The organism is Streptomyces xanthochromogenes, from assembly GCF_014650455.1.
In the GTDB taxonomy this organism is placed as follows: Bacteria; Actinomycetota; Actinomycetes; order Streptomycetales; family Streptomycetaceae; genus Streptomyces; species Streptomyces xanthochromogenes.
The window spans coordinates 197,858-221,564 of sequence record NZ_BMUZ01000015.1 but is presented as its reverse complement, the minus strand read 5'-3'; the positions used below and the strand labels follow the sequence as shown (position 1 = coordinate 221,564).

The 23,707-nt window shown below is 71.9% G+C and carries 23 protein-coding genes; 17 read left to right on the top strand and 6 right to left on the bottom strand.

Features of this window, described 5'->3' with window-relative positions; translation table 11 throughout:
• Positions 1-39: 39 nt before the first annotated feature.
• Both IE267_RS33490 and IE267_RS33485 read right to left on the bottom strand, forming a co-directional pair.
• A complete protein-coding gene (locus tag IE267_RS33490) occupies positions 40-2,319 on the bottom strand; it encodes a TOMM precursor leader peptide-binding protein (RefSeq protein WP_189765722.1) in 2,280 nt (759 codons plus the stop codon).
• Positions 2,319-2,489 (bottom strand): hypothetical protein, encoded by a 171-nt coding sequence (locus IE267_RS33485; protein WP_189765721.1) that lies wholly within the window; start codon positions 2,487-2,489, stop codon positions 2,319-2,321. The genes IE267_RS33490 and IE267_RS33485 overlap by 1 nt, the downstream gene beginning before the upstream one ends.
• A gap of 299 nt (positions 2,490-2,788) precedes the next feature.
• Here IE267_RS33485 and IE267_RS33480 point away from each other — a divergent pair, with 299 nt between their 5' ends.
• From IE267_RS33480 to IE267_RS33455, 6 genes are all read left to right on the top strand, one after another.
• Complete coding sequence (locus tag IE267_RS33480; RefSeq protein WP_161244450.1) at positions 2,789-3,607, top strand: AfsR/SARP family transcriptional regulator; 819 nt, start codon at positions 2,789-2,791, stop codon at positions 3,605-3,607.
• 157 nt (positions 3,608-3,764) lie between these two features.
• A complete protein-coding gene (locus tag IE267_RS33475; RefSeq protein WP_161244449.1) occupies positions 3,765-4,535 on the top strand; it encodes a cyclase family protein in 771 nt (256 codons plus the stop codon).
• Positions 4,532-5,371 carry a thioesterase II family protein gene (locus IE267_RS33470; protein WP_161244448.1) on the top strand — a complete coding sequence of 280 codons (840 nt, stop codon included), beginning with the start codon at positions 4,532-4,534 and terminating at the stop codon, positions 5,369-5,371. Before IE267_RS33475 ends, IE267_RS33470 begins: the two co-directional genes overlap by 4 nt.
• A gap of 60 nt (positions 5,372-5,431) precedes the next feature.
• Entirely contained in the window at positions 5,432-6,703 is a 1,272-nt protein-coding gene (locus IE267_RS33465; RefSeq protein ID WP_161244447.1) for a beta-ketoacyl-[acyl-carrier-protein] synthase family protein, read from the top strand.
• Entirely contained in the window at positions 6,700-7,947 is a 1,248-nt protein-coding gene (locus IE267_RS33460; protein ID WP_167153301.1) for a ketosynthase chain-length factor, read from the top strand. Before IE267_RS33465 ends, IE267_RS33460 begins: the two co-directional genes overlap by 4 nt.
• A 49-nt stretch (positions 7,948-7,996) precedes the next feature.
• Positions 7,997-8,254 carry an acyl carrier protein gene (locus IE267_RS33455; protein WP_161244445.1) on the top strand — a complete coding sequence of 86 codons (258 nt, stop codon included), beginning with the start codon at positions 7,997-7,999 and terminating at the stop codon, positions 8,252-8,254.
• Between the two features lie 649 nt (positions 8,255-8,903).
• Here IE267_RS33455 and IE267_RS33450 read toward each other — a convergent pair.
• Positions 8,904-9,344: a nuclear transport factor 2 family protein gene (locus IE267_RS33450; RefSeq protein WP_161256456.1), complete on the bottom strand. Its 441-nt coding sequence runs from the start codon at positions 9,342-9,344 to the stop codon at positions 8,904-8,906.
• A 176-nt stretch (positions 9,345-9,520) separates the two neighbouring features.
• Here IE267_RS33450 and fabG point away from each other — a divergent pair, with 176 nt between their 5' ends.
• The 7 genes from fabG (at position 9,521) to IE267_RS33415 (ending at position 16,728) form a co-directional block, all read left to right on the top strand.
• Positions 9,521-10,318, top strand: coding sequence for a 3-oxoacyl-ACP reductase FabG (gene fabG, locus IE267_RS33445; RefSeq protein WP_161256458.1), 798 nt, complete (start codon positions 9,521-9,523; stop codon positions 10,316-10,318).
• Between the two features lie 70 nt (positions 10,319-10,388).
• Entirely contained in the window at positions 10,389-11,339 is a 951-nt protein-coding gene (locus IE267_RS33440; RefSeq protein WP_189765720.1) for an aromatase/cyclase, read from the top strand.
• Positions 11,332-12,855, top strand: coding sequence for a class I adenylate-forming enzyme family protein (locus IE267_RS33435; RefSeq protein ID WP_229861551.1), 1,524 nt, complete (start codon positions 11,332-11,334; stop codon positions 12,853-12,855). Before IE267_RS33440 ends, IE267_RS33435 begins: the two co-directional genes overlap by 8 nt.
• Before the next feature lie 16 nt (positions 12,856-12,871).
• The gene (locus IE267_RS33430) at positions 12,872-13,504 is read left to right on the top strand and encodes an antibiotic biosynthesis monooxygenase family protein (RefSeq protein ID WP_167153295.1); all 633 of its coding nucleotides are present in this window, start codon (positions 12,872-12,874) and stop codon (positions 13,502-13,504) included.
• A gap of 94 nt (positions 13,505-13,598) precedes the next feature.
• Positions 13,599-14,627, top strand: coding sequence for an aldo/keto reductase (locus IE267_RS33425; protein WP_189765719.1), 1,029 nt, complete (start codon positions 13,599-13,601; stop codon positions 14,625-14,627).
• A gap of 11 nt (positions 14,628-14,638) precedes the next feature.
• A complete protein-coding gene (locus IE267_RS33420) occupies positions 14,639-15,469 on the top strand; it encodes an SRPBCC family protein (protein ID WP_161254848.1) in 831 nt (276 codons plus the stop codon).
• Complete coding sequence (locus IE267_RS33415) at positions 15,466-16,728, top strand: FAD-dependent monooxygenase (protein WP_189765718.1); 1,263 nt, start codon at positions 15,466-15,468, stop codon at positions 16,726-16,728. The genes IE267_RS33420 and IE267_RS33415 overlap by 4 nt, the downstream gene beginning before the upstream one ends.
• A 64-nt stretch (positions 16,729-16,792) precedes the next feature.
• Here IE267_RS33415 and IE267_RS33410 read toward each other — a convergent pair whose 3' ends face one another.
• Genes IE267_RS33410 through IE267_RS33400 form a run of 3 tightly spaced genes read right to left on the bottom strand, consistent with a single transcriptional unit; the run spans position 16,793 to position 19,358 of the window.
• Complete coding sequence (locus IE267_RS33410) at positions 16,793-17,464, bottom strand: antibiotic biosynthesis monooxygenase family protein (RefSeq protein ID WP_189765717.1); 672 nt, start codon at positions 17,462-17,464, stop codon at positions 16,793-16,795.
• 33 nt (positions 17,465-17,497) lie between these two features.
• On the bottom strand, positions 17,498-18,259 hold the full coding sequence (locus IE267_RS33405) for an NAD-dependent epimerase/dehydratase family protein (protein WP_167153287.1): 762 nt from the start codon (positions 18,257-18,259) through the stop codon (positions 17,498-17,500).
• A 34-nt stretch (positions 18,260-18,293) separates the two neighbouring features.
• A complete protein-coding gene (locus tag IE267_RS33400; protein ID WP_167153285.1) occupies positions 18,294-19,358 on the bottom strand; it encodes a ketoacyl-ACP synthase III family protein in 1,065 nt (354 codons plus the stop codon).
• Positions 19,359-19,574: 216 nt separating this feature from the next.
• Here IE267_RS33400 and IE267_RS33395 point away from each other — a divergent pair, with 216 nt between their 5' ends.
• Genes IE267_RS33395 through IE267_RS33380 form a run of 4 tightly spaced genes read left to right on the top strand, consistent with a single transcriptional unit; the run spans position 19,575 to position 23,617 of the window.
• Positions 19,575-20,777 carry a glycosyltransferase gene (locus IE267_RS33395; protein ID WP_189765716.1) on the top strand — a complete coding sequence of 401 codons (1,203 nt, stop codon included), beginning with the start codon at positions 19,575-19,577 and terminating at the stop codon, positions 20,775-20,777.
• The gene (locus tag IE267_RS33390) at positions 20,765-21,931 is read left to right on the top strand and encodes a nucleotide disphospho-sugar-binding domain-containing protein (RefSeq protein WP_189765715.1); all 1,167 of its coding nucleotides are present in this window, start codon (positions 20,765-20,767) and stop codon (positions 21,929-21,931) included. Before IE267_RS33395 ends, IE267_RS33390 begins: the two co-directional genes overlap by 13 nt.
• A 43-nt stretch (positions 21,932-21,974) precedes the next feature.
• The gene (locus tag IE267_RS33385; RefSeq protein WP_161254870.1) at positions 21,975-22,904 is read left to right on the top strand and encodes an ABC transporter ATP-binding protein; all 930 of its coding nucleotides are present in this window, start codon (positions 21,975-21,977) and stop codon (positions 22,902-22,904) included.
• Positions 22,904-23,617, top strand: coding sequence for an ABC transporter permease (locus tag IE267_RS33380; RefSeq protein WP_161254873.1), 714 nt, complete (start codon positions 22,904-22,906; stop codon positions 23,615-23,617). The genes IE267_RS33385 and IE267_RS33380 overlap by 1 nt, the downstream gene beginning before the upstream one ends.
• Positions 23,618-23,707: the final 90 nt, after the last annotated feature.

Genomic DNA, 23,707 nt, shown 5'->3' with positions numbered 1-23,707 from the left:
CTTCCACCGGCAGGGTGTGGTTCGCGTGCTACGTGCGGTTCAGAGGAACAGCGGGACCGGGTTGAGGTCCTCGTACGGGGTCGGCGCGGCCAGTCTGCCGAGCTGCACCGGGATGTCGAAGAGTCTTCCCGGGGCGTAGCGGGCCCAGTGGGGTCTGAGTCCGGGCACCACCACCTTGACCACGGGAAGGCCGACGTCGGGCCGCGTCTGGTCGAGTACGAGGAGTTCCATCCCCTTGCCGCGCAGCAGCCCTACGACCGCTTCGATGTCCTCGTTCAGGTCGTCGTTCGGAGTGTAGGGGTGTGTGTCGGGCCCGGTCGGGGCACAGTCGGCGGGCAGGAGGTAGGGGTGGTCCTCGACGGTGGCGGTCCGTAGCCACTCGCGCACATCGGGGTCCTCCGCGACAGCCTGGGAGACACTGCCGTCGGGCGCCACCACGTGCGGCATCATCTGGTTGAGCTCGGTCAGGGCGCGGCGCAGCGCGATGGCGGGGTCGAAGTGCGCACCGAAACCGAACATGATGTCCTGCCGCTGCCCGGGTTCGGCGCCCACAATCCTGGACAGGGCCGCCATGACCGGGATGCCGAGGTCGGCGGTGAGGTCGAGCACCCACACCTGACGCCCCAACGATGCGTGTACGCGGCGCAGTTCACTGATCCAGGGGTCGTCGAAGGCGTCGAGTTCGACCGCGGGGTGGCGGGTGCGGTTGTACCACCACAGGGCGAGCGCATCGCGTTCGACGAGTTCGAGGAAGCCTTGGAGCACGGCGTCCTCCAGGGTTCCCCCGGCGGCCGTGCCGTTGGATGTGGCCAGGCAGGAGAAGGCGCCGGCCGGCTGGGGCACGCCGTAATAGAGAAGCGCTGTCGGGAGCAGCTTCTGCCGCTGCTCGGTCACCGACCACAGCGGGGTCCAGTCGGTGGGTCTCTCCTCGTCGAAGGGGTCGGCGACGTACTGGAAGGGACCGTGGGCCTCGTTCCAGTCGGTGCGGTCCGCGTACTGCCGCTCGTCGTAGAGCTGGACGGCGTCGGGGTGGATCGCATCGTGCGCCAGGTCGCGGTAGGTGCCGTGAACCGTGGACTCGCCGCCCTCGAAGTGACCCGAGTGACGCTCGAGGGCCTCGGCCAGCGCACTCACTCTGGCCTGGATCTCGGTGGCGCCCTTGCCGCCGCAGGATGCGCGCAGGCCGCCGCGTATCGCGCCGAGTCCCTGAGAGCCCGCAGCCGGGTTGAGACCGGCCGAGAAGGAGTTGAAGAAGGCGGGGCCGCACTCGTGACGTTTCACGCCGCGCACCAGGCCCGTGACGGGATCGATCAAGTGGCCGTACCGCTCCATGAGTTGCTGAGGTGTGAGGCTGCGGTGGCCGTTTCCGTCGGTATCGCGCTTGATGCGCGAGCTCAGCACGACCGGGGCCTGCACCTGGGCGGTGGTCATCCCGGGCTCGCCGCAGCTCGGGCACTGCGGGCGGCGGACGACGGGGTGGAGTTCGCCGGTGAGGGTCAGCCCGTCGAGCGTGCGCAGCGCCTGCTGGCTCGCGTCCCGGTATCCGGCCAGCCACTTGGCGGCTTCGAGCCCCGCCAGCTGGAGGGCGGCGAGGCGGGCGGCGGGCAGGGTGCAGGACGGGCGGGCCACCGGGCCCGAACGGCCCAGCATCCGCTGGACGTGGGCCTCCACCGGGCGGCTGCGCCACAGGCGTTCGGCCAGGCAGGCCCAGCAGGGCCCGTCCGCGTCCCCGAAGAAGGGGCCGATCCACATCTCGGTGCCCTCGGCCTTCACCGGCAGCCAGCGCCGGCCCGAGGCCCTGAACTCGGCGTCGATGACAGCGAGTTCAGGATCCAGATAGTCGTCGCAGAGGACGAGTGCGAGGTCCGCGGGCTCGTCGGTGAGGGTGAGTCCGGCAGCGCGGAGGACCGCGCACAGCTCCTCCGCGCTCGTGCTGCCGGCCGCTACGACGCGTACCGCGCCGTGGGCCAGGGCGTCGGCCGCCCGGGTTCCGTCCAGTCCCGCCGCTTCCCAGTACGCCTGCTCGGCCGCCTCCTGCGGCGACATCCGGCGCTCGCGGCCGCAGAGCAGCCCGGCACCGGTCAGTCGCGACACCAGCCGGGCGGCCTGCCCGGTGGGGAGCGCGCCCTCCGTGTCCTGGGCGATGCGCTCCAGGGGGCGGGTGCCGTCGAGGAGGGGGGCGAGCCGTGCGATCTGCTCGCCGTGCAGTGCGGTGACCCGCTGGTCGGAGATCAGGTACACCGCTTCACCGGGCACCTGCTCGACCCGCAGGTGCGGCTTGAACCCCAGCAGCGGGGCGGCGGTCCGGACGGCCCCCATCAGGCGCTGTACCGAGCAGCGTCACGGTTGCCGGCTGCGGGTACCGGTGCCACGCCGGTGAGGCCGCAGGGAACGGGTGCCTGTCCGGCCAGGACGTTCCGCCCGAACTCCTCGATCACCAGGTCGTCACCGACGGAGACAGCAAGACCGAGGCCGACGTTCGCATTCATGGTTTTCCCCCTGGCAGACAGCTGGTGAAGGCCGAGGGGACCTGACCCCCCTAGCCGTCGGCTCTCGACTCCTGGTCGGGCCGACGTCCAGAACTCTGCCGGGTCGGCCGAATCCGCCCCAGTGCCGCCGTCACGGGATGCACATGAAACTTTCATACCCGTCCCCAGGACACTCACATGCCGGGTTCAGGAGCGCGGCACTGCCGTAAGCCGGGCCCGGATGACAGCTTTTGAGGGTGCTTGGAGCCGGGTCCGAAAACCATCGGGTCATCCGGCAGATCCGACCCCGGAGGAATCCCATGGAGATCAAGGTTCTCGGTCCGCTCATGGCCGAGTCGGGCGGCACGTCGGTCGTCCCGAGCGCCGGCAAGCCGCGACAGATACTGGCGCTGCTCTCGGTGTACGCGAACCAGGTCATGCCCGTGCCGACGCTGATGGAGGAGATCTGGGGCTCCGACATGCCCCGCAGCGCGCTGACCACCCTGCAGACGTACATCCTCCAGCTGCGCCGGCTGATCGCGGGGGCACTCGGCCCGGACAGCCCCTACACCGCACGTGAGGTGCTGGCCACCCGGCACGGTGGCTACCTCCTCGAAGTGACGCCGGGTGCGGTGGACGTGCACGAGTACGACCGTCTGGTGGCGACCGGGCGCGGTGCCGCCGAGCGCGGCGACGACGAGAGCGCGGCCGCCCTGTACCGCGAGGCGCTCGGCATGTGGCGCGGGCCGGCCCTGGTGGACGTCCGCCTCGGGCCGCTGCTGGAGATCGAGCTGGTCCGGCTCGAAGAGAGCCGGCTGGGGGTGCTGGAGCAGCGGATCGACTCCGATCTGCGGCTCGGACGCCACATGCAACTGCTCGCCGAGCTGACCTCCCTGACGGCCCGTCACCCGCTGCACGAGGGCCTGCACGCCCAGTGCATGGTGGCGCTGTACCGCTCGGGGCGGCAGTGGCAGGCGCTGGACGTGTTCCAGAACCTGCGCCGCGGGCTCGCCGACGAGCTCGGGCTCGACCCCTCGGCGCGGCTCCGGCAGCTGCACCGCGCGGTGCTCGCCGGTGACCCGGCGCTGGACTCGCACCTGGCCGGGCGCCGCCCGGTGCTCGACCTCTTCGCCGCCTGAGCGGCGCACGGGTGGCTCGACCGCCCGGCAGCAACGCGTCCGGACCCCGCCCTCTCCCCCCACAGGGCGGGGTCCGACGCGTGCGTGGCTCGATCCGGCCTCTAGGCGCTCGACGCACAGTGCCCCCGAACGTCGCCAATCGACACTGGGGGTTACCTTGCGAGTCATCGATCTGTCGTCGCCCGTGGACGCGGCCGGCTGGGAACCGGACCCGATCGTCCACGAGATCATGACGCCCGCAGAGGGCGCCGCACACATGGCGGCGGAGATGAAGGAGCACTTCGGGCTCGACTTCGATCCCGCCGACCTGCCCGGGGGCGAACTCCTGTCCCTGGACACGCTCACCCTGACCAGCCACACCGGCACCCATGTGGACGCCCCCTCGCACTACGGCTCGGTCGGCGACTACGGGCGGCCCCGGCACATCGACGAGATGCCGCTGGACTGGTTCCTGCGCCCCGCCGTCGTCCTGGACGTCAGCGACGTGGGCATCGGCGCCATCGGTGTCGAGCGCATCGAGAAGCAGATCGCCGAGATCGGGTACACCCCGCAGCCGCTCGACATCGTCATGCTGCACACGGGAGCGTCACAACACTCGGGCACACCGCGGTACTTCACCGATTTCGCGGGCCTCGACGGCCCGGCCACCGACTTCCTGCTCGACCTCGGCGTACGGGTCATCGGCACCGACGCCTGGAGCCTGGACGCGCCCTTCGGGCACATGATCCGCACCTTCCAGGAGACCGGCGACAAGTCGGTCCTGTGGCCCGCGCACTTCGCGGGGCGGCGGCGCGAGTACTGCCAGGTCGAGCGGCTCGCCCAGCTCGACACGCTGCCCACGCACGGCTTCCGGGTGTCCTGCTTCCCCGTGAAGATCGCCGGAGCGGGGGCGGGCTGGACCCGGGCGGTCGCCCTGATCGACGAATGAGAGCCGAGAGCGCCACCCGGGAAGACACCGTGACGCCCTGGCTGTTCTGCTTCCACCACGCGGGCGCCGGGATCTCCTCCTTCGCCAAGTGGCAGAAGATCCTGGGCGACACGGCCGAGGTCGTACCGGTCCTGCTGCCGGGCCGCGGGCCGCGCGCCAAGGAGGCCCGGATCACCGACGCCACCGAACTCATGAACGAGCTGAGGGAGTTGATCACCCCGCTGCTCGACCGGCCCTACCTCCTGTACGGGCACAGCCTGGGCGGTCTGGTCGCGCACGCGCTGACCCGGACCCTGGAGGACGACGGGCTGCTGCCGCCGGCCCGCCTGGTGATCGGGGCCGTGCCGCCGCCGCACCTGCGCAACACGCTGTTGCGCGGGGCGCGGCTCCCGGACCACGAACTCATCGATCTGCTGGTGGACTTGGAGGCGGCTCCGCCGGAGGCCGGCGGGCGGGACCGTTCGCTGTGGCAGCGCCATGTGATCCCGGCGCTCCGTGACGACCTGCGGCTCGGCGAGGCGCTGTGCCAGGTCAACGCCGACAAGGCGGTGGGCACTCCGCTGATGGCGCTGGCCGGCCGGGACGATCCGATCGCGCCGCTGTGGGAAGTGGCCGAGTGGGCCGACTACTCGGTGACCCGCTTCCGGCTCCAGACCATGCCCGGCGACCACTTCTTCGTGCGCGAGCGCGTGGTGCCCGAGCTGCTTCGCGAAGTGGCCCTCGAACTCCGGGAGTCGCTCAAGGGCGAGTACGGCGGCGAGTCGAGCGGGCGTCAAGAGGACGGGACGAGACTCCTTCCAACAGCGGATCTCACAGCGGACCTATCAGAGAGGTGACGCAGCCGTGCTGCACATTCCCGGGGCGCACCCCCAGGCCCAGCCCAACGAGGGGGACAGGTGAGCCGACGCGTAGTCATCACCGGAATCGGTGTGGTCGCCCCCGGGGGCGTTGGCACCAAGGAGTACTGGTCCCTGCTGACCGCGGGCCGTACCGCGACCAGGGCCGTCACGCTCTTCGACGCCTCGGCCTTCCGGTCGAGGATCGCCGCCGAAGTGGACTTCGACCCGCTCGCCCAGGGGCTGACCGAGGAGCAGGCGGGACGGCTCGACCGGGCCGCCCAGTTCGCACTCGTCGGCGCCCGTGAGGCGGTCACCGACAGCGGTCTCGACATGGCGGGCATCGACCCGTTCCGTACCGGTGTCACCATCGGCAGCGCGGTCGGCGCGACCACCGGGCTCGACTACGAGTACGCGGCGGTCAGCAACAACGGCGCCGAGTGGCTCGTCGACCACGAGCGGGCCGTGCCGCACCTCTACGACTACTTCGTGCCCAGCTCGTTCGCGGCCGAGGTGGCCTGGGAGTTCGGCGCGCAGGGCCCTACGGCCGTGGTCTCCACCGGCTGCACCTCGGGCCTCGACTCGGTCGGCCACGCCGTCGAGCTGATCCGCGAGGGCAGCGCCGACGTCATGATCGCCGGGGCCACCGAGGCGCCGATCTCGCCGATCTCGGTCGCCTGCTTCGACGCCATCAAGGCCACCTCGAACCGCAACGACGAGCCGGAGACGGCCTCGCGTCCCTTCGACAAGTCCCGCAACGGCTTCGTCCTCGGCGAGGGCAGCGCGGTGTTCGTCCTGGAGGAGTACGAGCAGGCCGTGGCGCGCGGCGCGCACATCTACGCCGAGATCGCCGGGTTCGCCTCGCGCTCCAACGCGTACAACATGACGGGCCTGCGGGCCGACGGTGCGGAGATGGCCGAGGCCATCGGCGCGGCCCTCGACGAGGCGGGCATCCCCGGCACCGACATCGACTACATCAACGCGCACGGCTCGGGCACCCTGCAGAACGACCGGCACGAGACCGCCGCGTTCAAGAAGAGCCTCGGCGACCACGCGTACGCGACGCCCGTCTCCTCCATCAAGTCGATGATCGGGCACTCGCTCGGCGCCATCGGCTCCCTGGAGATCGCCGCGTCCGCGCTCGCCATCGAGCACGGCATGGTGCCGCCCACCGCGAATCTGCACGAGGCCGACCCCAAGTGCGACCTCGACTACACGCCGGTCCACGCCCGTGAGCGCGAGATCAACACCGTGCTCAGCGTCGGCAGCGGCTTCGGCGGATTCCAGAGCGCGATCGTGCTCACCAAGCCCGAGCGGAGGAAGACGGCATGACGAGCGAGCTGCTCGAACGTACGGCGGTGCGCTCCGCCACCGCGGTGTTCACCGGGATCGGCGTGACCGCCCCCAACGGCCTTGGCACACAGGCCTGGTGGGAGGCGACGGTGGCCGGCGAGAGCGGCATCCGCCCGGTCTCCCGCTTCGACGCCTCCGGCTACCCGGCGACGCTCGCGGGCGAGGTGCCCGGCTTCGAGGCCGAGGAGCACATCCCGAGCCGGCTGCTTCCGCAGACCGACCACATGACGCGCCTCGCCCTGACCGCCGCGAAGGAGGCCCTGGAGGACTCGGGCGCCGACCCGGCCGAGATGCCGCAGTACTCGGCGGGCGCGGTCACCGCGGCCTCCGCGGGCGGCTTCGAGTTCGGCCAGCGCGAACTCCAGGCGCTGTGGAGCAAGGGCGGCCAGTACGTCTCCGCGTACCAGTCGTACGCCTGGTTCTACGCCGTCAACACCGGCCAGATCTCCATCCGGCACGGCCTTCGCGGACCCAGCGGTGTGCTCGTCACGGAGCAGGCGGGCGGGCTCGACGCGGTCGCCCAGGCCCGGCGCCAGCTGCGCAAGGGCAGCAAGCTCATCGTCACCGGCGGTGTCGACGGCGCGGTCTGCCCCTGGGGCTGGACGGCGCAGCTCGCCGGCGGCCGGATGAGCTCCGTCGCCGACCCGGCGCGCGCCTTCCTGCCGTTCGACAGCGAGGCCAGCGGTTACGTCGCCGGTGAGGGCGGCGCCATCCTCGTCCTGGAGGACGCCGAGGCGGCCCGCGAGCGCGGCGCCCGGATCTACGGACAGCTCTCGGGCTACGCCGCGACCTTCGACCCGGGGCCGGGCCGCGAGGGTGAGCCGGGGCTGCGCCGCGCGGCCGAACTCGCCCTGGCGGAAGCCGGGTTGAGCACGGGTGACGTGGACGTCGTCTTCGCCGACGCGTCCGGTGTGCCCGAGCTCGACCGCCAGGAGGAGGCGGCGCTGACCGCCCTCTTCGGCCCCCGCGGGGTGCCGGTGACGGCCCCCAAGACCATGACGGGCCGCTTGTCGGCCGGTGGCGCCTCGCTCGACCTGGCGGCGGCGCTGCTCTCCATCCGGGACGCGGTGATCCCGCCGACCGTGAACGTCACCTCGCCGGTCGCGGCCGACGCGCTCGACCTGGTCACCGAGGCCCGGCGCGGGCCCGTCCGTACCGCACTCGTCCTGGCCCGCGGGACCGGCGGCTTCAACGCCGCGGCCGTTGTGACCGCGGCGAACTGAACTCCCCATTTGTTGTTGCCATTTGCTGGCGTTGAGAGAGGCGAGCTTCATGAATCTCAAGGAACTGACCACGCTGCTGCGCGAGTGCGCGGGTGTCGGCGAGGGGATCGACCTGGACGGGGACGTCCTGGACGTGCCCTTCGACGACCTGGGCTACGACTCCCTGGCGATCCTTCAGGTGACGGGGGTCATCGAGCGGGACTACCAGATACAGCTGTCCGACGACACGGTCGCGGAGGCGTCCACGCCGCGGGTGCTGCTGGAGTTCATCAACGAGTGCCTGTCCTCCGCGAAGGCGGCGGCGTAGCCCCCTGCCCTCCTCGGCCGCCCACCCCTGCGCGGGGTGGGCGGCCCTCCGCATTCCCGGGGCCCCGCCCCGGCCCCGGGGGGGGTTTGCCCACCCTCCCGCCCGTGACTCGGGGTTGGTTGGCTCCGGGCCCCTGGGGCTCCGCCCCAGACCCCGGGGGGCTTGCCCACCCTCCCGCCCGTGCGGCGGGTTGCATCGGCTGAACCCTGGGGCTGCGCCCCAGACCCCGGGCGGGGGCTCCGCCCCCTGCACCCCCGTTCGGGGCTCCGCCCCGGACCCCGTTCGCGCCTGAACGGCGCTCGTCCTCAAACTCCCCCAAGGCCTCAAGGGCCAGGGGGGACCCCCATGACGGGCTGTAGGTGCCCCAGTACCAGTACTGCCAGGGGCGCGGGGAACTGCGCGACCAGCCACGCACGGTGCGAGGACGACGACGGGTTTCAGGGGCGCGGGGAACTGCGCGAACGGCCACGACGGTCCGCGGATGAGATCGGGGTGAAGGGGCGCGGGGAACTGCGCGAAAGGGCACCCCCCGGCCCCGCACCCGAGATGCGCACCCACCCCTGCCGCACACCCATCCCTCCCCGCCGCGCACGCGCAGAAGTGCCCGCACGCCGGGGGATCGCGTACGGGCACTTGTCTGGGGGGAGGGTCAGATCAGGTCGTCCCGGGTGATCTGGCGGTCCTGGATCTGCCAGGACCCGTCCACCCGCAGCACCCGGTCCACACACAGCGTGCTCGCCTTGATCTCGGGCCGCCCACCCCGCGGCGTCTCGATGACCAGCGCGTAGCAGCGGGCCGTCACGGCGTCGCCGTCGACGCCCTCGACCGAGACCATGCCCAGCCAGTGGCGGCGCTGGACGCCGGCCTTCGCGTACGCCTCCGTCGCCGCGGCGGCCGCGGCCGTGATGGCCTCGCGGCCGACCGCCGGCACCGGCTGCGCGTTGGCGGCGAACACACCGTCCGTGGTGAAGGTGTGGGCCCACTCCTCGACCCGGCCGTCGTCGAGCAGATGCATCTGCTGGGCGTAGAACTGCTGGATCTCCGTGTACAGCCCGGCGGTGGTCGCCTGCGGCAGCTCGGTGACGCTCATGGGGGTCCTCTCCTCCTGGATCTTCCTGCCCCCTGAGCATCGGGCCCGCCGCTCGACCCTCACTGGTGCGCCGGTGGGGGCCGCGGCCCCCGCCCGGGGTCAAGCCCGGCTCGATACCCGTTCGAGTGGCCGTGGGCACTTTGGCCGCGTACACCAACTCATCCGAGGAGATTCGTATGACTCAGCCCAAGGCCACCAGCGAGCGCCGCGTCGCGCTCATCACCGGGGCGACCAGCGGTATCGGTCTGGCGTCGGCGCGGGCGCTGGGCCAGGCCGGTCTCGCGGTGTTCATCTGCGCGCGCAGCTCCGAGTCCGTCGAGCTCACCGTGAAGGAGCTCCGCGAGGAGGGCCTTGAGGTGTCCGGCGCGACCGCCGACGTCCGCAGCCCCGAGTCCGTCAAGGAGCTCGTGGCCGCCGCGGTCACGGCGTACGGCCGCGTCGACGTCGTGGTCAACAACGCGGGCCGCAGCGGCGGCGGTGTGACCGCCGATGTGTCGGACGAGCTGTGGGAGGACGTCATCGACACCAACCTGAACAGCGTGTTCCGGGTGACCCGCGAGGCGCTCAACGCCGGCGGCATGCGCGAGCGCGGCTGGGGCCGGATCATCAACATCGCCTCCACCGCGGGCAAGCAGGGCGTGGTGCTCGGCGCCCCCTACTCCGCGTCCAAGCACGGCGTCGTCGGCTTCACCAAGGCGCTGGGCAACGAGCTCGCCCCGACCGGCATCACCGTGAACGCGGTCTGCCCCGGCTACGTCGAGACGCCTATGGCGCAGCGGGTGCGGCAGGGCTACGCCGAGGCGTACGACACCTCCGAGGACGCGATCCTCGCCAAGTTCACCTCCAAGATCCCGCTCGGCCGCTACTCCACCCCGGAGGAGGTCGCGGGACTGGTCGGCTACCTGGCCACCGACACCGCCGCCTCCATCACCGCGCAGGCGCTCAACGTCTGCGGCGGCCTCGGCAACTTCTGAGCCCGCGGACCGGCAACCCACCGAGCCGACGGCTTCCCTCAACTCCCGCCAGCAGCAAAGGAATTCACTCGTGTCCGTGACCGGAACGAAGCACCACACCCTCCACAGCGTCGCCGTCGCCGCCCCCGCCGAGGTCGTGTACGGGATCGTCGCCGATGTCACCAAGTGGCCGCAGTACTTCGGCCCCAACGTGCACGTCGAGCACCTGGAGCAGGACGACCGCGCCGAGCGCATCCACATCTGGGCGACCGCCAACGGCGCCGTCAAGAACTGGATCTCGCGCCGCACCTTCGACCCGGAGCGGCTGCGGGTCGACTTCCGCCAGGAGGTCTCGACGCCGCCGGTGGCGGGCATGGGCGGCGCCTGGGTGGTCTCGCGCGTGGACGACGAGACCTCGCTGCTCGAACTCCACCACGACTTCGAGGCCATCGACGACGCCCCCGACTCGGTGGACTGGATCAACGCGGCCGTGGACCGCAACAGCGCCGCCGAGCTGAACAACATCAAGGAACTCGCCGAACAGCACGCCCAGTTGGACGAGTTGGTCTTCACCTTCGACGACACCGTCCACATGAAGGCCGACGGCGCGGACGTGTTCGACTTCCTGAACCGCGCCGACCTGTGGCCCGAGCGGCTGCCGCACGTGGCGCGCCTGGACCTGACCGAGGACGAGCCGGGTGTGCAGGTCATGGCGATGGACACCAGCACCGCCGACGGTTCGGTGCACACCACCGAGTCGATCCGCGTCGTGTTCGCGCCGGACCGCATCGTCTACAAGCAGACCACCGTGCCCGGCCTGATGACCGCCCACACCGGCCGCTGGACCATCGTGGAGACGGCGGACGGTGTCGATGTGACCTCGCGGCACACCGTGACGCTGCGCACGGACACCATCGAGAAGTACCTCGGCGAGGGCAAGACGGTCGCCGACGCCCGCGCCTATGTGCACCGCGCCCTTTCCACCAACTCCACCAACACCCTGAAGCTGGCCCGTGGTTACGCGGAGGCGCTCCGTGGCTGACACCCTGCCCGAGGTGCCGGAGCGGCTCGACCAGCTGCTGTCCCGGGCCGCCGCCACGCACCCCGCGCGGCCCGCCGTCGTCACCGACGACTCCACGATGGACTACGCCGCCTTCGACGCCCGCGTCACCGAGGTGGCCGCCGGCCTCCAGGCGCTCGCGCCGGAGCCCTCGGTCGTCGCGGTCGGCACGGTGCTGCACCCCGATGTCGCGGTCGCCTACTACGCGGCCGTGCGGGCCGGGCACACCGTCGCGGTGGTCAACCCGCTGCTGCGCGAGGACGACCTGGCGCATGTGCTCGGCCTCGCCGGGGCCCGCGTCGTCCTGCTGGACGCGGGCCTGAACGCCCGCCTGGAGAAGGTCCACGACCGGCTGCCCGAGCTGCGCGAGGTCGTGCTGATCGGCGCCGGAGCGGACGGCCTCGGCCTGCTCGCGTCCGACGCCCCGCTCGCCGCCCACGCCGGGCGGGCCGAGGACACCGCGGCCCTCCAGTTCACCAGCGGCACCACCGGGCGCCCCAAGGCCGTCCGGCTCAGCCACCGCAATGTGACCGTGAACGCGGCGCAGATCGCGCGGGCGCACCGGCTCGACGGCGAGACGGTCAGCCTGAACCACCTGCCCACCTACCACCCGATGCACCTCAACTCGGCGATCGCGGCCGGCGCCACCCAGGTGCTGTGCGCCTCGCCGGAGCCGTACGCGGCCCTGATGACCGCCAACCGGCACCGGGCGACGATTCTGTACAGCCTGCCGGTGCGCCTCGCCCGGCTCGCGGCCGACCCGGACCTGGACTCGGTCTCGATGCCGACGGTCCGGCGCATCGCGTCGGGCGGCTCGGGTCTGCCGGTGCCGGCCGCGCGCCGCCTGTCCAAGCGGTTCGGCGTGCCGGTCTTCCAGGGGTACGGGCTCGCCGAGACCTCCCCGCTGACCCACAGCGACGACCCCGACCACCCGGTGCACGGCTCGGTCGGCACCCCGGTCGCCGGGACCGAGTGCCGCGTCGTCGACATCGACTCGCGCGCGGTGCTCGCGCCGGGTGGCGTCGGCGAGGTGCAGCTGCGCGGCCCGCAGGTGATGCAGGGGTACGCGGGCGGTCCCGACGGCACCGGCCTTGAGCCGGACGGCTGGCTCAGCACCGGCGATGTCGGCCGGGTCGACGAGGACGGCCGGCTCTTCCTGGTGGACCGCCTCAAGGACGTCTTCAAGTGCGACAACTTCCTGGTCGCTCCCTCGGACGTGGAGCGCGTGCTGCGGCTCGACGCCCGGGTCGCCGATGTCGTCGTGGTCGAGCTCGCGGATGTCGAGCACGGCGCGGTCGCCGGCGCCCTGGTGGTCCTCGCGGGCGCCCGCTCCGACGCACTCGCGGATGTGATCGCGCAGGCCAATGACGCCCTGCCGTACTACCAGCACGTACGCGACGCCATGACGCTCGACGCGATCCCGCGTTCGGGCAACGGAAAGATCCAACGCCGTCTGCTGGCCACACAGTTGACCAGCCATCAGCCCGTCGCGGGCTGAACCGGAGAGGCCCCGCATGTCCTTCACCGTCATCAACACGTTCACGCTGCTCGACCCGGCCGGCGCCGAGGAGTTCGAGGCCCGCTTCCTGTCCCACGTGGAGTGGATGCGGGCACAGCCCGGCTTCGTCGCCCACCAGGCGGTGCGCTCCACGGAGCGGCCCGAGGTCTACGTCAACCTCGGCTGGTGGGAACGGCCCGAAGACTTCCAGAAGGTCCTGGCGAGCGCCACGTTCCAGGAGCACGCCGAGGAGTTCCACAAGATCGTCGCCGTGGAGGCCGACCCCTCGATGGGGATCGCCCGCTTCGACGGCGCCCCGGGCGAGCCCGGTGACGTGCTCTTCGTGGACTCCTTCACCGTCGAGTCCACCGTCGAGGGCGACACGGCGGACGCCTTCGTGGGCGCCTTCCGGGCCCACGCCGGGGCCGCCGCCTCCCTCGACGGCTTCGTCGCCGCCGACCTCGCCAAGTCGCTGTTCGCGCGGCCCGGCGGGTTCACCGCGCTCACCCGCTGGCGGGACGCGGAGTCCGCGCTCGCGGCGACCGCGCTGCCCGAGTACGCGGCGCTCGCCGCGTTCGCCGAGGTGCGCACCACGCCCGCCGCCCATGTCGCGGGCAACCGCGCCGAGTTCGCCCCGGCCGGGGCCTGACGGCCCGGGCGGCGGGGTCCGCCCGGCGGAGCCGCCCGCAGGACCGCTCGTAGGGCCCGCCGGAGAGGCCGGCCGGAAAGAGAAGGGATTCACCATGGAGTACCGCCGTCTCGGCGCCTCGGGACCGGTGGTCAGCCGGGTCGCGTTCGGGAACTCGCTGACCGCGGGCAACCAGCTGGACGACCGGGCCGCCGCCGCCTGTGTGCGGGCCGCGCTGGACGCGGGCATCACCACGTTCGACACCGCCGACGCGTACGCCGAGGGCCGGGCCGAGGAGCACCTCGGCCGGGCCCTCGCGGGCGTCGACCGGGATTCCGTCGTGATCTGCACCAAGGTCGGCAGGGGCGGCGGGCCCGGCCCCGGCGCGCTGTCGCGCTCCCGGATCGCCGCGTCCCTCGACGCCTCGCTCCGCCGCCTCGGCACCGGGCACATCGACCTGTACCAGGCGCACCTGTACGACGACTCGACGCCGCTCGAAGAGACGATGAGCGCCTTCTCGGACGCCGTCGGCGCGGGCAAGGTCCGCTACGTCGGCGTCTCGGAGTGGGCCGCCGACGAGATCGGGCGGGCCGCCGCACTCGCCCGTGAGCTGGGCATCGAGCTGGTCTCCAACCAGCCGCAGTACTCGATGCTGTGGCGGGTCATCGAGGCCGAGGTCGTCCCGGCCTGTGCGCCGCTCGGCATCGGGCAGATGGTCTGGTCGCCACTGGCCGGCGGTGTGCTGACCGGAAAGTACCGGCCGGGGCAGCAGGCTCCCGCCGGGTCGCGGGCGGTGGCCGCCAAGGGCGGTGACGTCTCCATCCAGCGCTACCGCTTCCTGTCCGACGAGGTCCTCACGGCCGTCGCCCGCGTCGCCGACCTGGCGACGGAGACAGATCTGACGATGCCTCAACTCGCCCTGGCCTGGGTGCTGCAGAACGCCCAGGTCGCCACGGCCGTCATCGGCGCATCGGCGCCCGAACAGATCGCCCGCAACCTCGCGGCCGCCGAGGCCGTGCTCGACCCGGAGCTGCTGGCCCGCATCGACGCGGCGCTCGGGTCCGTCGTGGTCACCGACCCCGGTCTGACCCTGAGCCGCATGCTCCGCGCCAAGGCCGCCGCCCCCTCCCCCGCCACCCTCTGAGAGGTATCGCTGTGAGCACTTCCACGACCGCCCGGGAGATCCACCGCACCCGCGCCGGCATCGACGTCGACGCCTCGGCTGACACCGTCTACCGGGCGCTCACCGATGTGGCCGACTGGCCGCTGCTCTACCCCTGGATCGCGCACACCGAGGTCGTGTCCCAGCGGGGCCACGACGACGAGGTGAAGTTCTGGGCGGTGCGCCCGGGCCCCGAGGGCGGGCTGCGCATCTGGACGTCCAAGCGCACCCTGGACCCGGTGGCGCTCCGCATGGACTTCGTCCAGCAGGGTTCGGTGGGTCCGATCAAGGAGCTGGGCGGCACCTGGGACTTCCTGCCCCGGCCCGGCGGTGGCTGCCGGGTGGTGTCCGGGCACTGGTTCACCACCGACGCCGACCCGGCCGACACCGCGGGGGAGCTCGACCGGCACGGCGGGCTCCAGATGCGTACCCTCAAGTCCAAGACGGAGCAGCCCAGTTCGCTGACCAGTGATGTCATCCGGGTCGAGGACAGCGCGGTGCTGCCCGGCTCGGTGGCCTCGGTGCACGCGCGGCTCCTGGACGCGCTGCCGTGGCGCGACGGCGAGGAGAGCGCCTGGTTCGGCACCCAGGACGGCGTCAGGACCGTGCAGATCGAGCACGACGGCCACACCCTCGTGCAGAAGCCGCTCACCCCGCCCGGGCCGGCCGACCTCTACCGGCGCCGCTGGCGCCTGGCGGACGCGCCCGGCGGAGTGCGGGTGACGGCGGACGTGCTCGCGGTGGCGTCCACCGGCCGCGACCGGGTGCTCGCGCTCGCCACCACCGATGTGCGTGCCGCGCTCGCGCTGGCCGGGCAGCGATGACCGCCGCCGCCGAGGAGGTCCGCGCCGGGGCCCGCGCCGACGAGGAGCACCGCGCCGACGTGTGCATCGTCGGGGCGGGCCCCGCCGGTCTGACCCTCGCCCTGCTGCTGCTCAAGTCCGGGGTGCGGGTCACCGTGGTGGAGCGTTCCCGCTCCCACCAGCGGGAGTTCCGCGGTGAGATCCTGCAGCCGGGCGCGATGACGGTCCTGGACCGGCTCGGTGTCCTGTCCGGCGCGCGCGAGCGCGGCTGCCACGAGCACGACCGCTTCCGCCTGGTCGAGCAGGACCGGGTGCTGCTCGACATCGACTACCGCGCGCTTCCGGCCCCGTACGACCACCTCCTGTCCATACCGCAGTCCCATCTGCTGACCGAACTCCTGCTGCACTGCGCCGAGTTCGCGGACTTCGAGTACGTGGACGGCTGCCGCGTCAACGCCCTGCTCCGCGACGAGCGGGGCCGGATCACCGGGGCCGCCGCCGACGGGCACGTCTTCCACAGCAAGGTCGTGGTGGGCGCCGACGGGCGGTTCTCCAAGGTGCGCCGGCTCGCCGGCATCGAGGCGGGCCGCAGCGAGGCCTTCGACCAGGACGTGCTCTGGTTCAAGCTGACCCAGCCCGCCCCCCAGGCAAGCCATGACGTACGGGTGTTCAGGAGCGCGGGCACCAGCCCGGTGCTCGCCTACGGGTCCTGGCCCGACCGCGTCCAGGTCGGCTGGACGCTGCCGCACGGCGGCTACAAGAACGTCGTCTCCGAGGGCCTGGACCACGTCAAGGCGCAGCTGTCGAAGGCGGTGCCGGCGTACGCGGAGCTGATCGACGCGCAGATCACCTCGCTGCGCGACCTCAGCCTGCTCGACGTGTTCTCCGGGCGCGCCGAGCGCTGGGCCACCGACGGTCTGGTCCTGATGGGGGACGCCGCGCACACGCACAGCCCGATCGGCGCGCAGGGCATCAACCTGTCGGTGCAGGACGCGGTCGTGCTGCACCCGCTGCTCGTCGAGTCGGTGGGCCGCGGGGATGCGAGCGCCGCGTTCCTGGGGCGCTTCGAGGCGCGCCGGGCGCCCGACATCGCCACGATGATGCGGCTCCAGGGCATGCAGTCCAAGGCGATGCTGTCGACCGGCACGTTCGCGACGCGGGTGCGGCCCAAGCTCGCGGCCGTCGTCAAGCACACCCCGGTCTACCGCAAGGTGCTGCGCACCATCGCGTTCGGCAACCCGTCGATCGAGGTGGCCGAGGGGCTGTTCACCGCTCGCTGACCCCGCGGAACGCGAAGGGCGGGCCGGGTCCTGAGGACCCGGCCCGCCTTTCGCATGCGCTGGTTCAGACGCTCGCGACCTCGGTGCGGGCCGAGTCGACGACCGCCTTGTACAGGCCGCCCTTGACCTCGGCGTGCACGGCCATGGTCTTGGCGTCGGCGGCCATCTCGGGGCTCTGCAGGACCGGCAGGTAGGCCTGGGGGCCGCTCCACCAGCCGATGTTGACGTAGGCGCCGGTCTCCCGGTTGGAGTGCACCAGCTGGTGGCCGAGGAAGCCCTCGTGGCCCTTCACGAAGGAGAGGTGGCCGAGGAAGGAGCCCTCGAAGGCCTGCTGGTCGGCGCCCTCGCGCAGGGTGAACGTGGTGAGCGCGACCGCGGCGTCCGCGGACGGCACCGCGAGTTCGCCGAGCCCGTTGGCCGCGTTCTCGCCGGCCAGGACCGGGCCGTGCACGCTGGTGATGGCCGCGAGGTAGACGAAGCGGCTGCTGACCGCGGTGAAGAACTGCCAGTCGCCGACGACGGTGCGGTGCGCGTCGGCGTCCCGCCACCAGGTGAGGATGACGAAGTTGTCGGGCTCCTTGATGCCGCGCAGCAGCGCGGTGCGCAGCAGACCGTCCTTGGCGGCGACGGCCTCCTTGTACTTGAGGTAGGCCTTCTCGAACTCGGCGCCCTTCGCCTTGTGCTTCTCCTTGAGGACGAAGTGGGCGACCGCGACGACGGGGCTGTTCTCGCTCATGGGGTGGACCTTCCGATTCTTCGGGTGGATGGGTTACGCGGTGACCGGCTGGTGCGCATAGGCGTGGACGTACTTGTCGAGGACCGCGCGGTAGTAGTCGGGTCCGAAGCCGAGCCCGTACACCGGCGGCACGAGACGGCAGAGCTTGTCGATGGAGACGGGCTGGGCTCCGGACGCCTCGACGTAGGACTTCTCGGCGCGGGTGTCCAGCAGGTGCTCCATGTGCGTGACGACGTCCTCGATGCGCGGGGCGTGGCCCGAGGCGACGTTGACGACGTCACGGGTGCGGCCGTCGACGAGCAGCGTGTGCACGATCTTGATGACGTCCTCGACGTCGATCAGATCGCGCTGCGCGCCGCGGTGGACCTGGATGCGCCCGGCCGTCAACTGCCGTACCAGCGCGGGCAGCAGCTGGTGCGCGGGCTGGTTGAAGCCGACGACGTGCGACAGGCGCAGGATCAGGTACTCGACGTCCGAGGACTTGACGACCGCTTCGAGGGAGAGCTTGTGGCGGCCGTACGGGGTCGCCGGGTAGACGGGGCCGTCCTCGCGGCCGGGCGAGGCGTCGGGCACCGAGTACATTCCGGCGGACGCCGTCGAGAAGAACACCAGGCGCTTGCCGTTCTTCTCGCAGTACCGCAGCACCTCGTACAGGCGCTTGGACTCCCGGGTGTACTGCTCGGGCGGGATGTCACCGGCCGCCGAGACCCCGGCGGCCAGCGCCACCACGTCGGGGTGGTGTCCGGCGATGCCTGCCAGGTGTCCGGCCAGGAAGCCCCTGCCGACTATCTCCATGGGGTGTGCCAACTCCTTGTGGTGGACGGCTTGTTCAGGCCGCTGCGGATTCGGCCCAGGCGGGGATCTCCAGGATTTCCAGGACGGCGGTGGTGATGGTGTAGCCGGCTCCGCCGCCGTAGAGCATCACGTGGTCGCCGGGCTTCAACTGGCCGGTGAGCAGCAGGTTTTCGAGGCCGGCGGCCCAGTCTCCGGCGCCGATGTGACCGCTGCGGCGGGCGAACTCCCAGGTGGTCTCGGACTCGTCCACGCCAAGCAGGTGGTGGATCTGGAAGGGGCCCTTGATGCGGCCGGTGGAGGGGATGATGACGAACGCGATGTCGTCGATCTCCAGGCCGGCGTCGTCCAGGACGGACTGCTTGGCCTCCTGCATCACCTTGCCGAAGCGGATGTTGGTCATCGTCTCGTCGCTCACGGCCTTGTGGGCGTCGCCGCGTGCGGTGAGGTCGATCTGCCGTTCGGCGGCGCGCGAGACGGGGCCGAACTCCTCGTCGCCGCGGGCCATCGGCTCCAGGGAGTTGTCGGCGACGGTGGCGGTGGCCACCAGACGGGCGAAGCCTCCCGCGGTGGACAGGACGGTCGCGGTCGCGCCGTCGGCGTAGGCGTTGCCGTGCCGCAGCTGCCAGCGGTTGGCGCCGGGGCCGCCGAAGCGGTCGGCGGTGGTGAGCATGACCGCGCTGCCCTTGCCGTAGCCCGCCGTCAAGTGGGCGGCGGCCAGGTCGAGTCCGCTGATGCCGATGTTGCAGCGCTGCTGCACATCGAGGCCCGGCACGGTGGCGCCGACGGTCCGCTTGGCGATGTAGGACGCGGCGGGCCAGATGTCGAGGCCCTGGAACCAGGTGCTGCCGTGCAGGAGCAGGGAGTACGCGGACTTGTTCAGGCCGGAGCGCTCGTGTGCGGTGCGGCCGGCGGCGACCGCCATGTCCGGCGGCGCGGTCCAGCCCTCCTCCTCGCTCTCCCGGGCGATCCGCACCGACTCGTACCCGAAGTCGTCGATCCACTCCTGGCCGCACTCCCCGGCCGCGACGGCCTCGGCCACCGGGACGGGCTCGGGCAGCCAGGTGCCGAGCGAGGCGACATAGATCTCGTTCCAACGCATCCAGCTACTCCCCTGTTCGGCGGTTCGGTCGAATCCTTCGGGCATACGGCATGCGCCCAAGGTCGCCACCCCCTCTCGAATCGGACTTGAGTGCGGCCGGGGAACGTCCGGCCAAGGGCGGCTCAAGTGCCGTTCGAGTGGGGCAGGTCACGCTCTTGGGCATGACCGACGGTCGGCCCAGGCGGGCCGGCCCCACCCCCCAATCGGAGACCCGCCGTGCGCATCCTGTTCACCGCCCATGCGGGCAAGTCGCATCTGCGCCTGCTGATCCCCCTGGCCCAGGCCGCCGTCCGGGCCGGGCACACCGTCGCCGTGGCCGACGACGAGTCCATGCGCGAGGAGAGCGTGAGCTACGGCCTGGAGTTCTTCCCGGCCGGGTTCGACTGGGCCAAGGACCCCTTCTGCGTCGAGGCGATCGCGCTTCCGCTGTTCCGCGGCGACCAGGAGGCGTACGAGGACGGGCTCGTGGAGTGCGTGCTCGGGCCGCCCGCCCTGGCCGCGGCCCGCGACATCCTCGCCGTCGCCGCCGACTGGAAGCCCGATCTGATCGTCCGCGAGGGCGAGGAGATGGGCGGCCTGCTCGCCGCCGAGTCGCTCGGCATTCCGCACATCGCGGTGGCCGGCGGCTCCACGCATCTGCTGCCCCCCGCCGTCACCAACGGACCGCTCAACGCACTGCGGGCCGAACTCGGCCTGCCCGCCGACCCCGACGACAACTCCGCCTACCGGCACGGCCTCATCAGCTGGCTCCCGGCCGAGTGCACCGGCGACGACCTGGACCCGCGCACCCTGCGCCACTACCGCCAGACCGCCCCGTACCGCAGCGACGACAAGGCGCTGCCCTGGCTCGCCGAACTGGCCGACGACAAGCCGGTGGTGTACGCCTCGATCGGCACCATGGCGCCGTCCATGCCGTGGAAGTCCGACGAGGTGCTGCACGCCGTGATCGAGGCGGTCTCCGGCCTGGAGTGCACCGCGCTGGTCTCGATCGGCGTGGGCCGCGACCCCGGGGAGTTCGGCGAGGTGCCGGCGCATGTGCGGCTGCTCACCGAGTGGGTGCCGCAGGACGTGCTTCTGGAGGCGGCCGACGTGTTCGTCACGCACGGCGGCCACAGCAGCATCCGCGAGGGGCTGCGCAGCGGTACGCCGATGCTCGTCACGCCCATGTACGACGACCAGCCCAACTCCGCCGAGCACGTCGCCGACGTGGGCAGCGGGATCAATCTGCCCGCCTACTGGGTCACGGGCGAGACCGTCACCGAGGCGCTGGGGCGGCTGCTCACGGAGCCCGCGTTCCGGCTGCGCGCCGCGGCCGTGCGGCGCTCGGTGCTCGCCTGCCCGCCGGTGGAGCAGTTGGTCACCGACCTCGAAGAACTCGTCGCCGTCCACGCGGCACAGGAGGAGACATGCGTGTCCTAGTGACCGCTCTGGTCCCCAGCCACATCGTGCCGATGGTGCCGCTGACCTGGGCGCTGCGCGCGGCCGGGCACCAGGTGATCGTGGCCGGCGACGCCGAGCTGGTGAAGTTCGCCGCCGCGGCCGGCCTCGACACCCGTCCGGTCGGCGGCGGCGAGACCCGCCAGCGTCTGACCCGGCCCGGCGCCGTGGCGATGCCCGACCGGGCCGGCATGGACCGCCGCGCGGACTCCGAGTGGGACGCGGTCGGCGAGCGCTGGCGCACCCGGCTCGGCGGTTACATCGACGACCTGGTGGCGCTCGGCCGCGCCTGGGAGCCGGACCTGGTGATGACCGACCCGGTGGAGTTCGGCGGGCTCGTGGTCGCCGCCGCGCTCGGCGTGCCCGGCGTCGTCCACCGCTGGGGCCCGGACGACTTCACCAGCCCGCTGCTTCGCCAGGCCAAGGTCCAACTCCACGACCTGTGCATCGAGTTCGGGGCGCCCGGCTTCCCCGACCCGGCCCTCCTCATCGACCCGAGCCCGGCCTCGCTGCTGCCCGAGGGCGACAACACCCCGGGGCTGCTCTCGCGTTACGTGCCCTACTGCGGCACCGCCGAGCTGCCCGACTGGGCGGTCCACAGGCCCGAGCGGCCCAGGGCCCTGCTGTGCCTGGGCATGTGGCACGGCCGGGTGCTCGCCGAAACGGGCGAGCTGCCGCTGGGCTTCCGCCACGTTCTGGACGCCTGCGTCGAGCAGGGCCTGGACGTGCTGTTCCCGATCGACGCCCAGTACCACTCGGCGCTCGCGGGTATCCCGTCCTCCGTCAAGGTCGTCGACCGCTTCCCGATCGGCCCGGTGATGCGCCACACCGCGCTCGCCGTCCACCACGGCGGCAGCGGCACGAGCATGACGTCGTTCGCCTCGGCGGTCCCGCAGCTGGTGCTGCCCGGTGACAAGCCGTTCCTCCAGACCACCGGCCGGCTCGTCCAGGAGTCCGGATCCGGGATCAGCCTCGCCACCGAGGCCGAGCAGCACGACCCCGCGCTCGTCCGGGAGGCCCTCGTGGACCTCCTGGAGAACGAGCGGCACCGCAAGGCCGCGCAGGACGTACGCGCGGAGATCGAATGCCTGCCAGGCCCCACGGAACTGGTCCACACCTTGGAAGGGCTGATCTGACATGCGTCCACTCACACAGGAAAGGGAACAGGTGCCACCCCCCATGGCAGAACAGCACGGCCCGCCCGCGGTCGTCTTCAAGGGTGTCGTCAAGGAGTACGGCAACGTCCGTGCCGTCGACGGGATCGATCTGACGATCCACCGAGGTGAGACGGTCGCCCTGCTCGGCCCCAACGGCGCCGGCAAGTCCACCACCATCAACATGCTCCTCGGGCTCTTCCCGCCGGACCAGGGCCAGATCGAGGTCTTCGGCAAGAAGCCCGAACTCGCCATGCGCGCCGGGCACTTGGGGGCCATGCTCCAGGAGGGGAAGATGATTCCCCGGGTGTCGGTGCGCGAGCTGGTGGACTTCGTCCGCCAGACCTACCGCAAGCCGTTGCCGCTCCAGGAGATCCTGGACCTCGCCGAGCTCTCCAAGATCGCCAACCGCAACGTGGACCGGCTCTCCGGCGGTCAGGCCCAGCGGGTGCGCTTCGCCCTCGCGCTGGCCGGCGACCCGGACCTGGTGGTCCTCGACGAGCCGACGGCCGCCCTCGACGTGGAGTCGCGGCGTGAACTGTGGGCCGCGATGCAGCGGTACGCGGAGCGCGGCAACACCGTGCTCTTCTCGACGCACTACCTCGAAGAGGCCGACGACAGCGCCGACCGCGTCGTCGTCATCGCCTCGGGCCGGGTGGTCGCCGACGGCACCACCTCGCAGATCAAGTCCATGATCGAGGGTCGTACGGTCAGCTTCGTGCCGCGCGGCCGCCAGGAGGGCTTCGACCTGCTGCCGGGCGTCAGCTCCGTGGAGCACCGCGGCGGGCGCGTCCACCTGCGCACCAGCGACTCCGACTCCACGGTGCACGCGCTCTCGCGCGCCGACGCCTTCACCGATCTCGAGGTGTCGGGCGTGGGCCTGGAAGAGGCCTTCATCGCGCTCACCCACCAGTCCCGCCACGCGGCCGCCGCTCCGGAAGGACGGACCACCTGATGCTCGGTTACATCCGCCTCGAAATCCTGCGGCTGGTCCGCAACGGCGGCTACCTCATGATGAGCCTCATCATGCCGGTCGGCCTTTACGTCACCCTCGCGGGCGGCGGCCCCGACCAGGAGTCCCTGGTGCGGGCCATGGTCGGCGCGGCCGCGTTCGGCGCGCTCGGCGTGGTCATCACCAACGGCACCGGCATCGCCGAGGACCGGGCGCTCGGCTGGCTGCGCCAGCTGCGGCTCACCCCGCTCTCGCCGGTGCAGGTCGTCATCGCCCGCGGCGCCGTCGCCACCTGCCTCGGCATCCTGCCCATCGTGGTCATCGGCCTGATCGGCAAGTTCTACCGGGGTGTCGACCTGTCGCCCGGCACCTGGCTGGAGATCTTCCTGCTGCTCTGGGTCGGCATCGCCCCGCTCGCGATGCTCGGCATCGGCATCGGATACCTCTTCAAGGCGCAGCTCGCCCAGATCGCCGGCACCGTCTCGTATCTGACGCTGACGCTGCTCGGCGGCCTGATGATGCCGACCGACACGCTGCCCAGCTGGCTCCAGCCGCTGTCGAAGGAGACCCCGGTCTACCGCTACGCCCAGCTCTCCTGGGACGCGGCGGCCAACTCCGCGCCGAGCGGCACCGGCCTCGGCGTCCTCGCCCTGTGGACGGCGCTGCTCGCGGCCTTCGCCGCCTTCGCCTACCGCAGGGGCGGACGTCGCGCCTGATCCGTACCGCCCGTGAAGTGCCCGCAGGGACTCCCCTGCGGGCACTTTCGTGTTCGTACCGGACGCGAGTCGCATTCGAGCGGGTGCCCC

Coding starts and splice junctions, on each gene's coding strand:
- IE267_RS33490 (WP_189765722.1), bottom strand. CDS start 2,319: ATGGGGGCCGTCCGGACCGCCGCCCCGCTGCTGGGGTTCAAGCCGCAC.
- IE267_RS33485 (WP_189765721.1), bottom strand. CDS start 2,489: ATGAATGCGAACGTCGGCCTCGGTCTTGCTGTCTCCGTCGGTGACGAC.
- IE267_RS33480 (WP_161244450.1), top strand. CDS start 2,789: ATGGAGATCAAGGTTCTCGGTCCGCTCATGGCCGAGTCGGGCGGCACG.
- IE267_RS33470 (WP_161244448.1), top strand. CDS start 4,532: ATGAGAGCCGAGAGCGCCACCCGGGAAGACACCGTGACGCCCTGGCTG.
- IE267_RS33460 (WP_167153301.1), top strand. CDS start 6,700: ATGACGAGCGAGCTGCTCGAACGTACGGCGGTGCGCTCCGCCACCGCG.
- IE267_RS33455 (WP_161244445.1), top strand. CDS start 7,997: ATGAATCTCAAGGAACTGACCACGCTGCTGCGCGAGTGCGCGGGTGTC.
- IE267_RS33450 (WP_161256456.1), bottom strand. CDS start 9,344: ATGAGCGTCACCGAGCTGCCGCAGGCGACCACCGCCGGGCTGTACACG.
- fabG (WP_161256458.1), top strand. CDS start 9,521: ATGACTCAGCCCAAGGCCACCAGCGAGCGCCGCGTCGCGCTCATCACC.
- IE267_RS33430 (WP_167153295.1), top strand. CDS start 12,872: ATGTCCTTCACCGTCATCAACACGTTCACGCTGCTCGACCCGGCCGGC.
- IE267_RS33425 (WP_189765719.1), top strand. CDS start 13,599: ATGGAGTACCGCCGTCTCGGCGCCTCGGGACCGGTGGTCAGCCGGGTC.
- IE267_RS33415 (WP_189765718.1), top strand. CDS start 15,466: ATGACCGCCGCCGCCGAGGAGGTCCGCGCCGGGGCCCGCGCCGACGAG.
- IE267_RS33410 (WP_189765717.1), bottom strand. CDS start 17,464: ATGAGCGAGAACAGCCCCGTCGTCGCGGTCGCCCACTTCGTCCTCAAG.
- IE267_RS33405 (WP_167153287.1), bottom strand. CDS start 18,259: ATGGAGATAGTCGGCAGGGGCTTCCTGGCCGGACACCTGGCAGGCATC.
- IE267_RS33400 (WP_167153285.1), bottom strand. CDS start 19,358: ATGCGTTGGAACGAGATCTATGTCGCCTCGCTCGGCACCTGGCTGCCC.
- IE267_RS33390 (WP_189765715.1), top strand. CDS start 20,765: ATGCGTGTCCTAGTGACCGCTCTGGTCCCCAGCCACATCGTGCCGATG.
- IE267_RS33385 (WP_161254870.1), top strand. CDS start 21,975: ATGGCAGAACAGCACGGCCCGCCCGCGGTCGTCTTCAAGGGTGTCGTC.
- IE267_RS33380 (WP_161254873.1), top strand. CDS start 22,904: ATGCTCGGTTACATCCGCCTCGAAATCCTGCGGCTGGTCCGCAACGGC.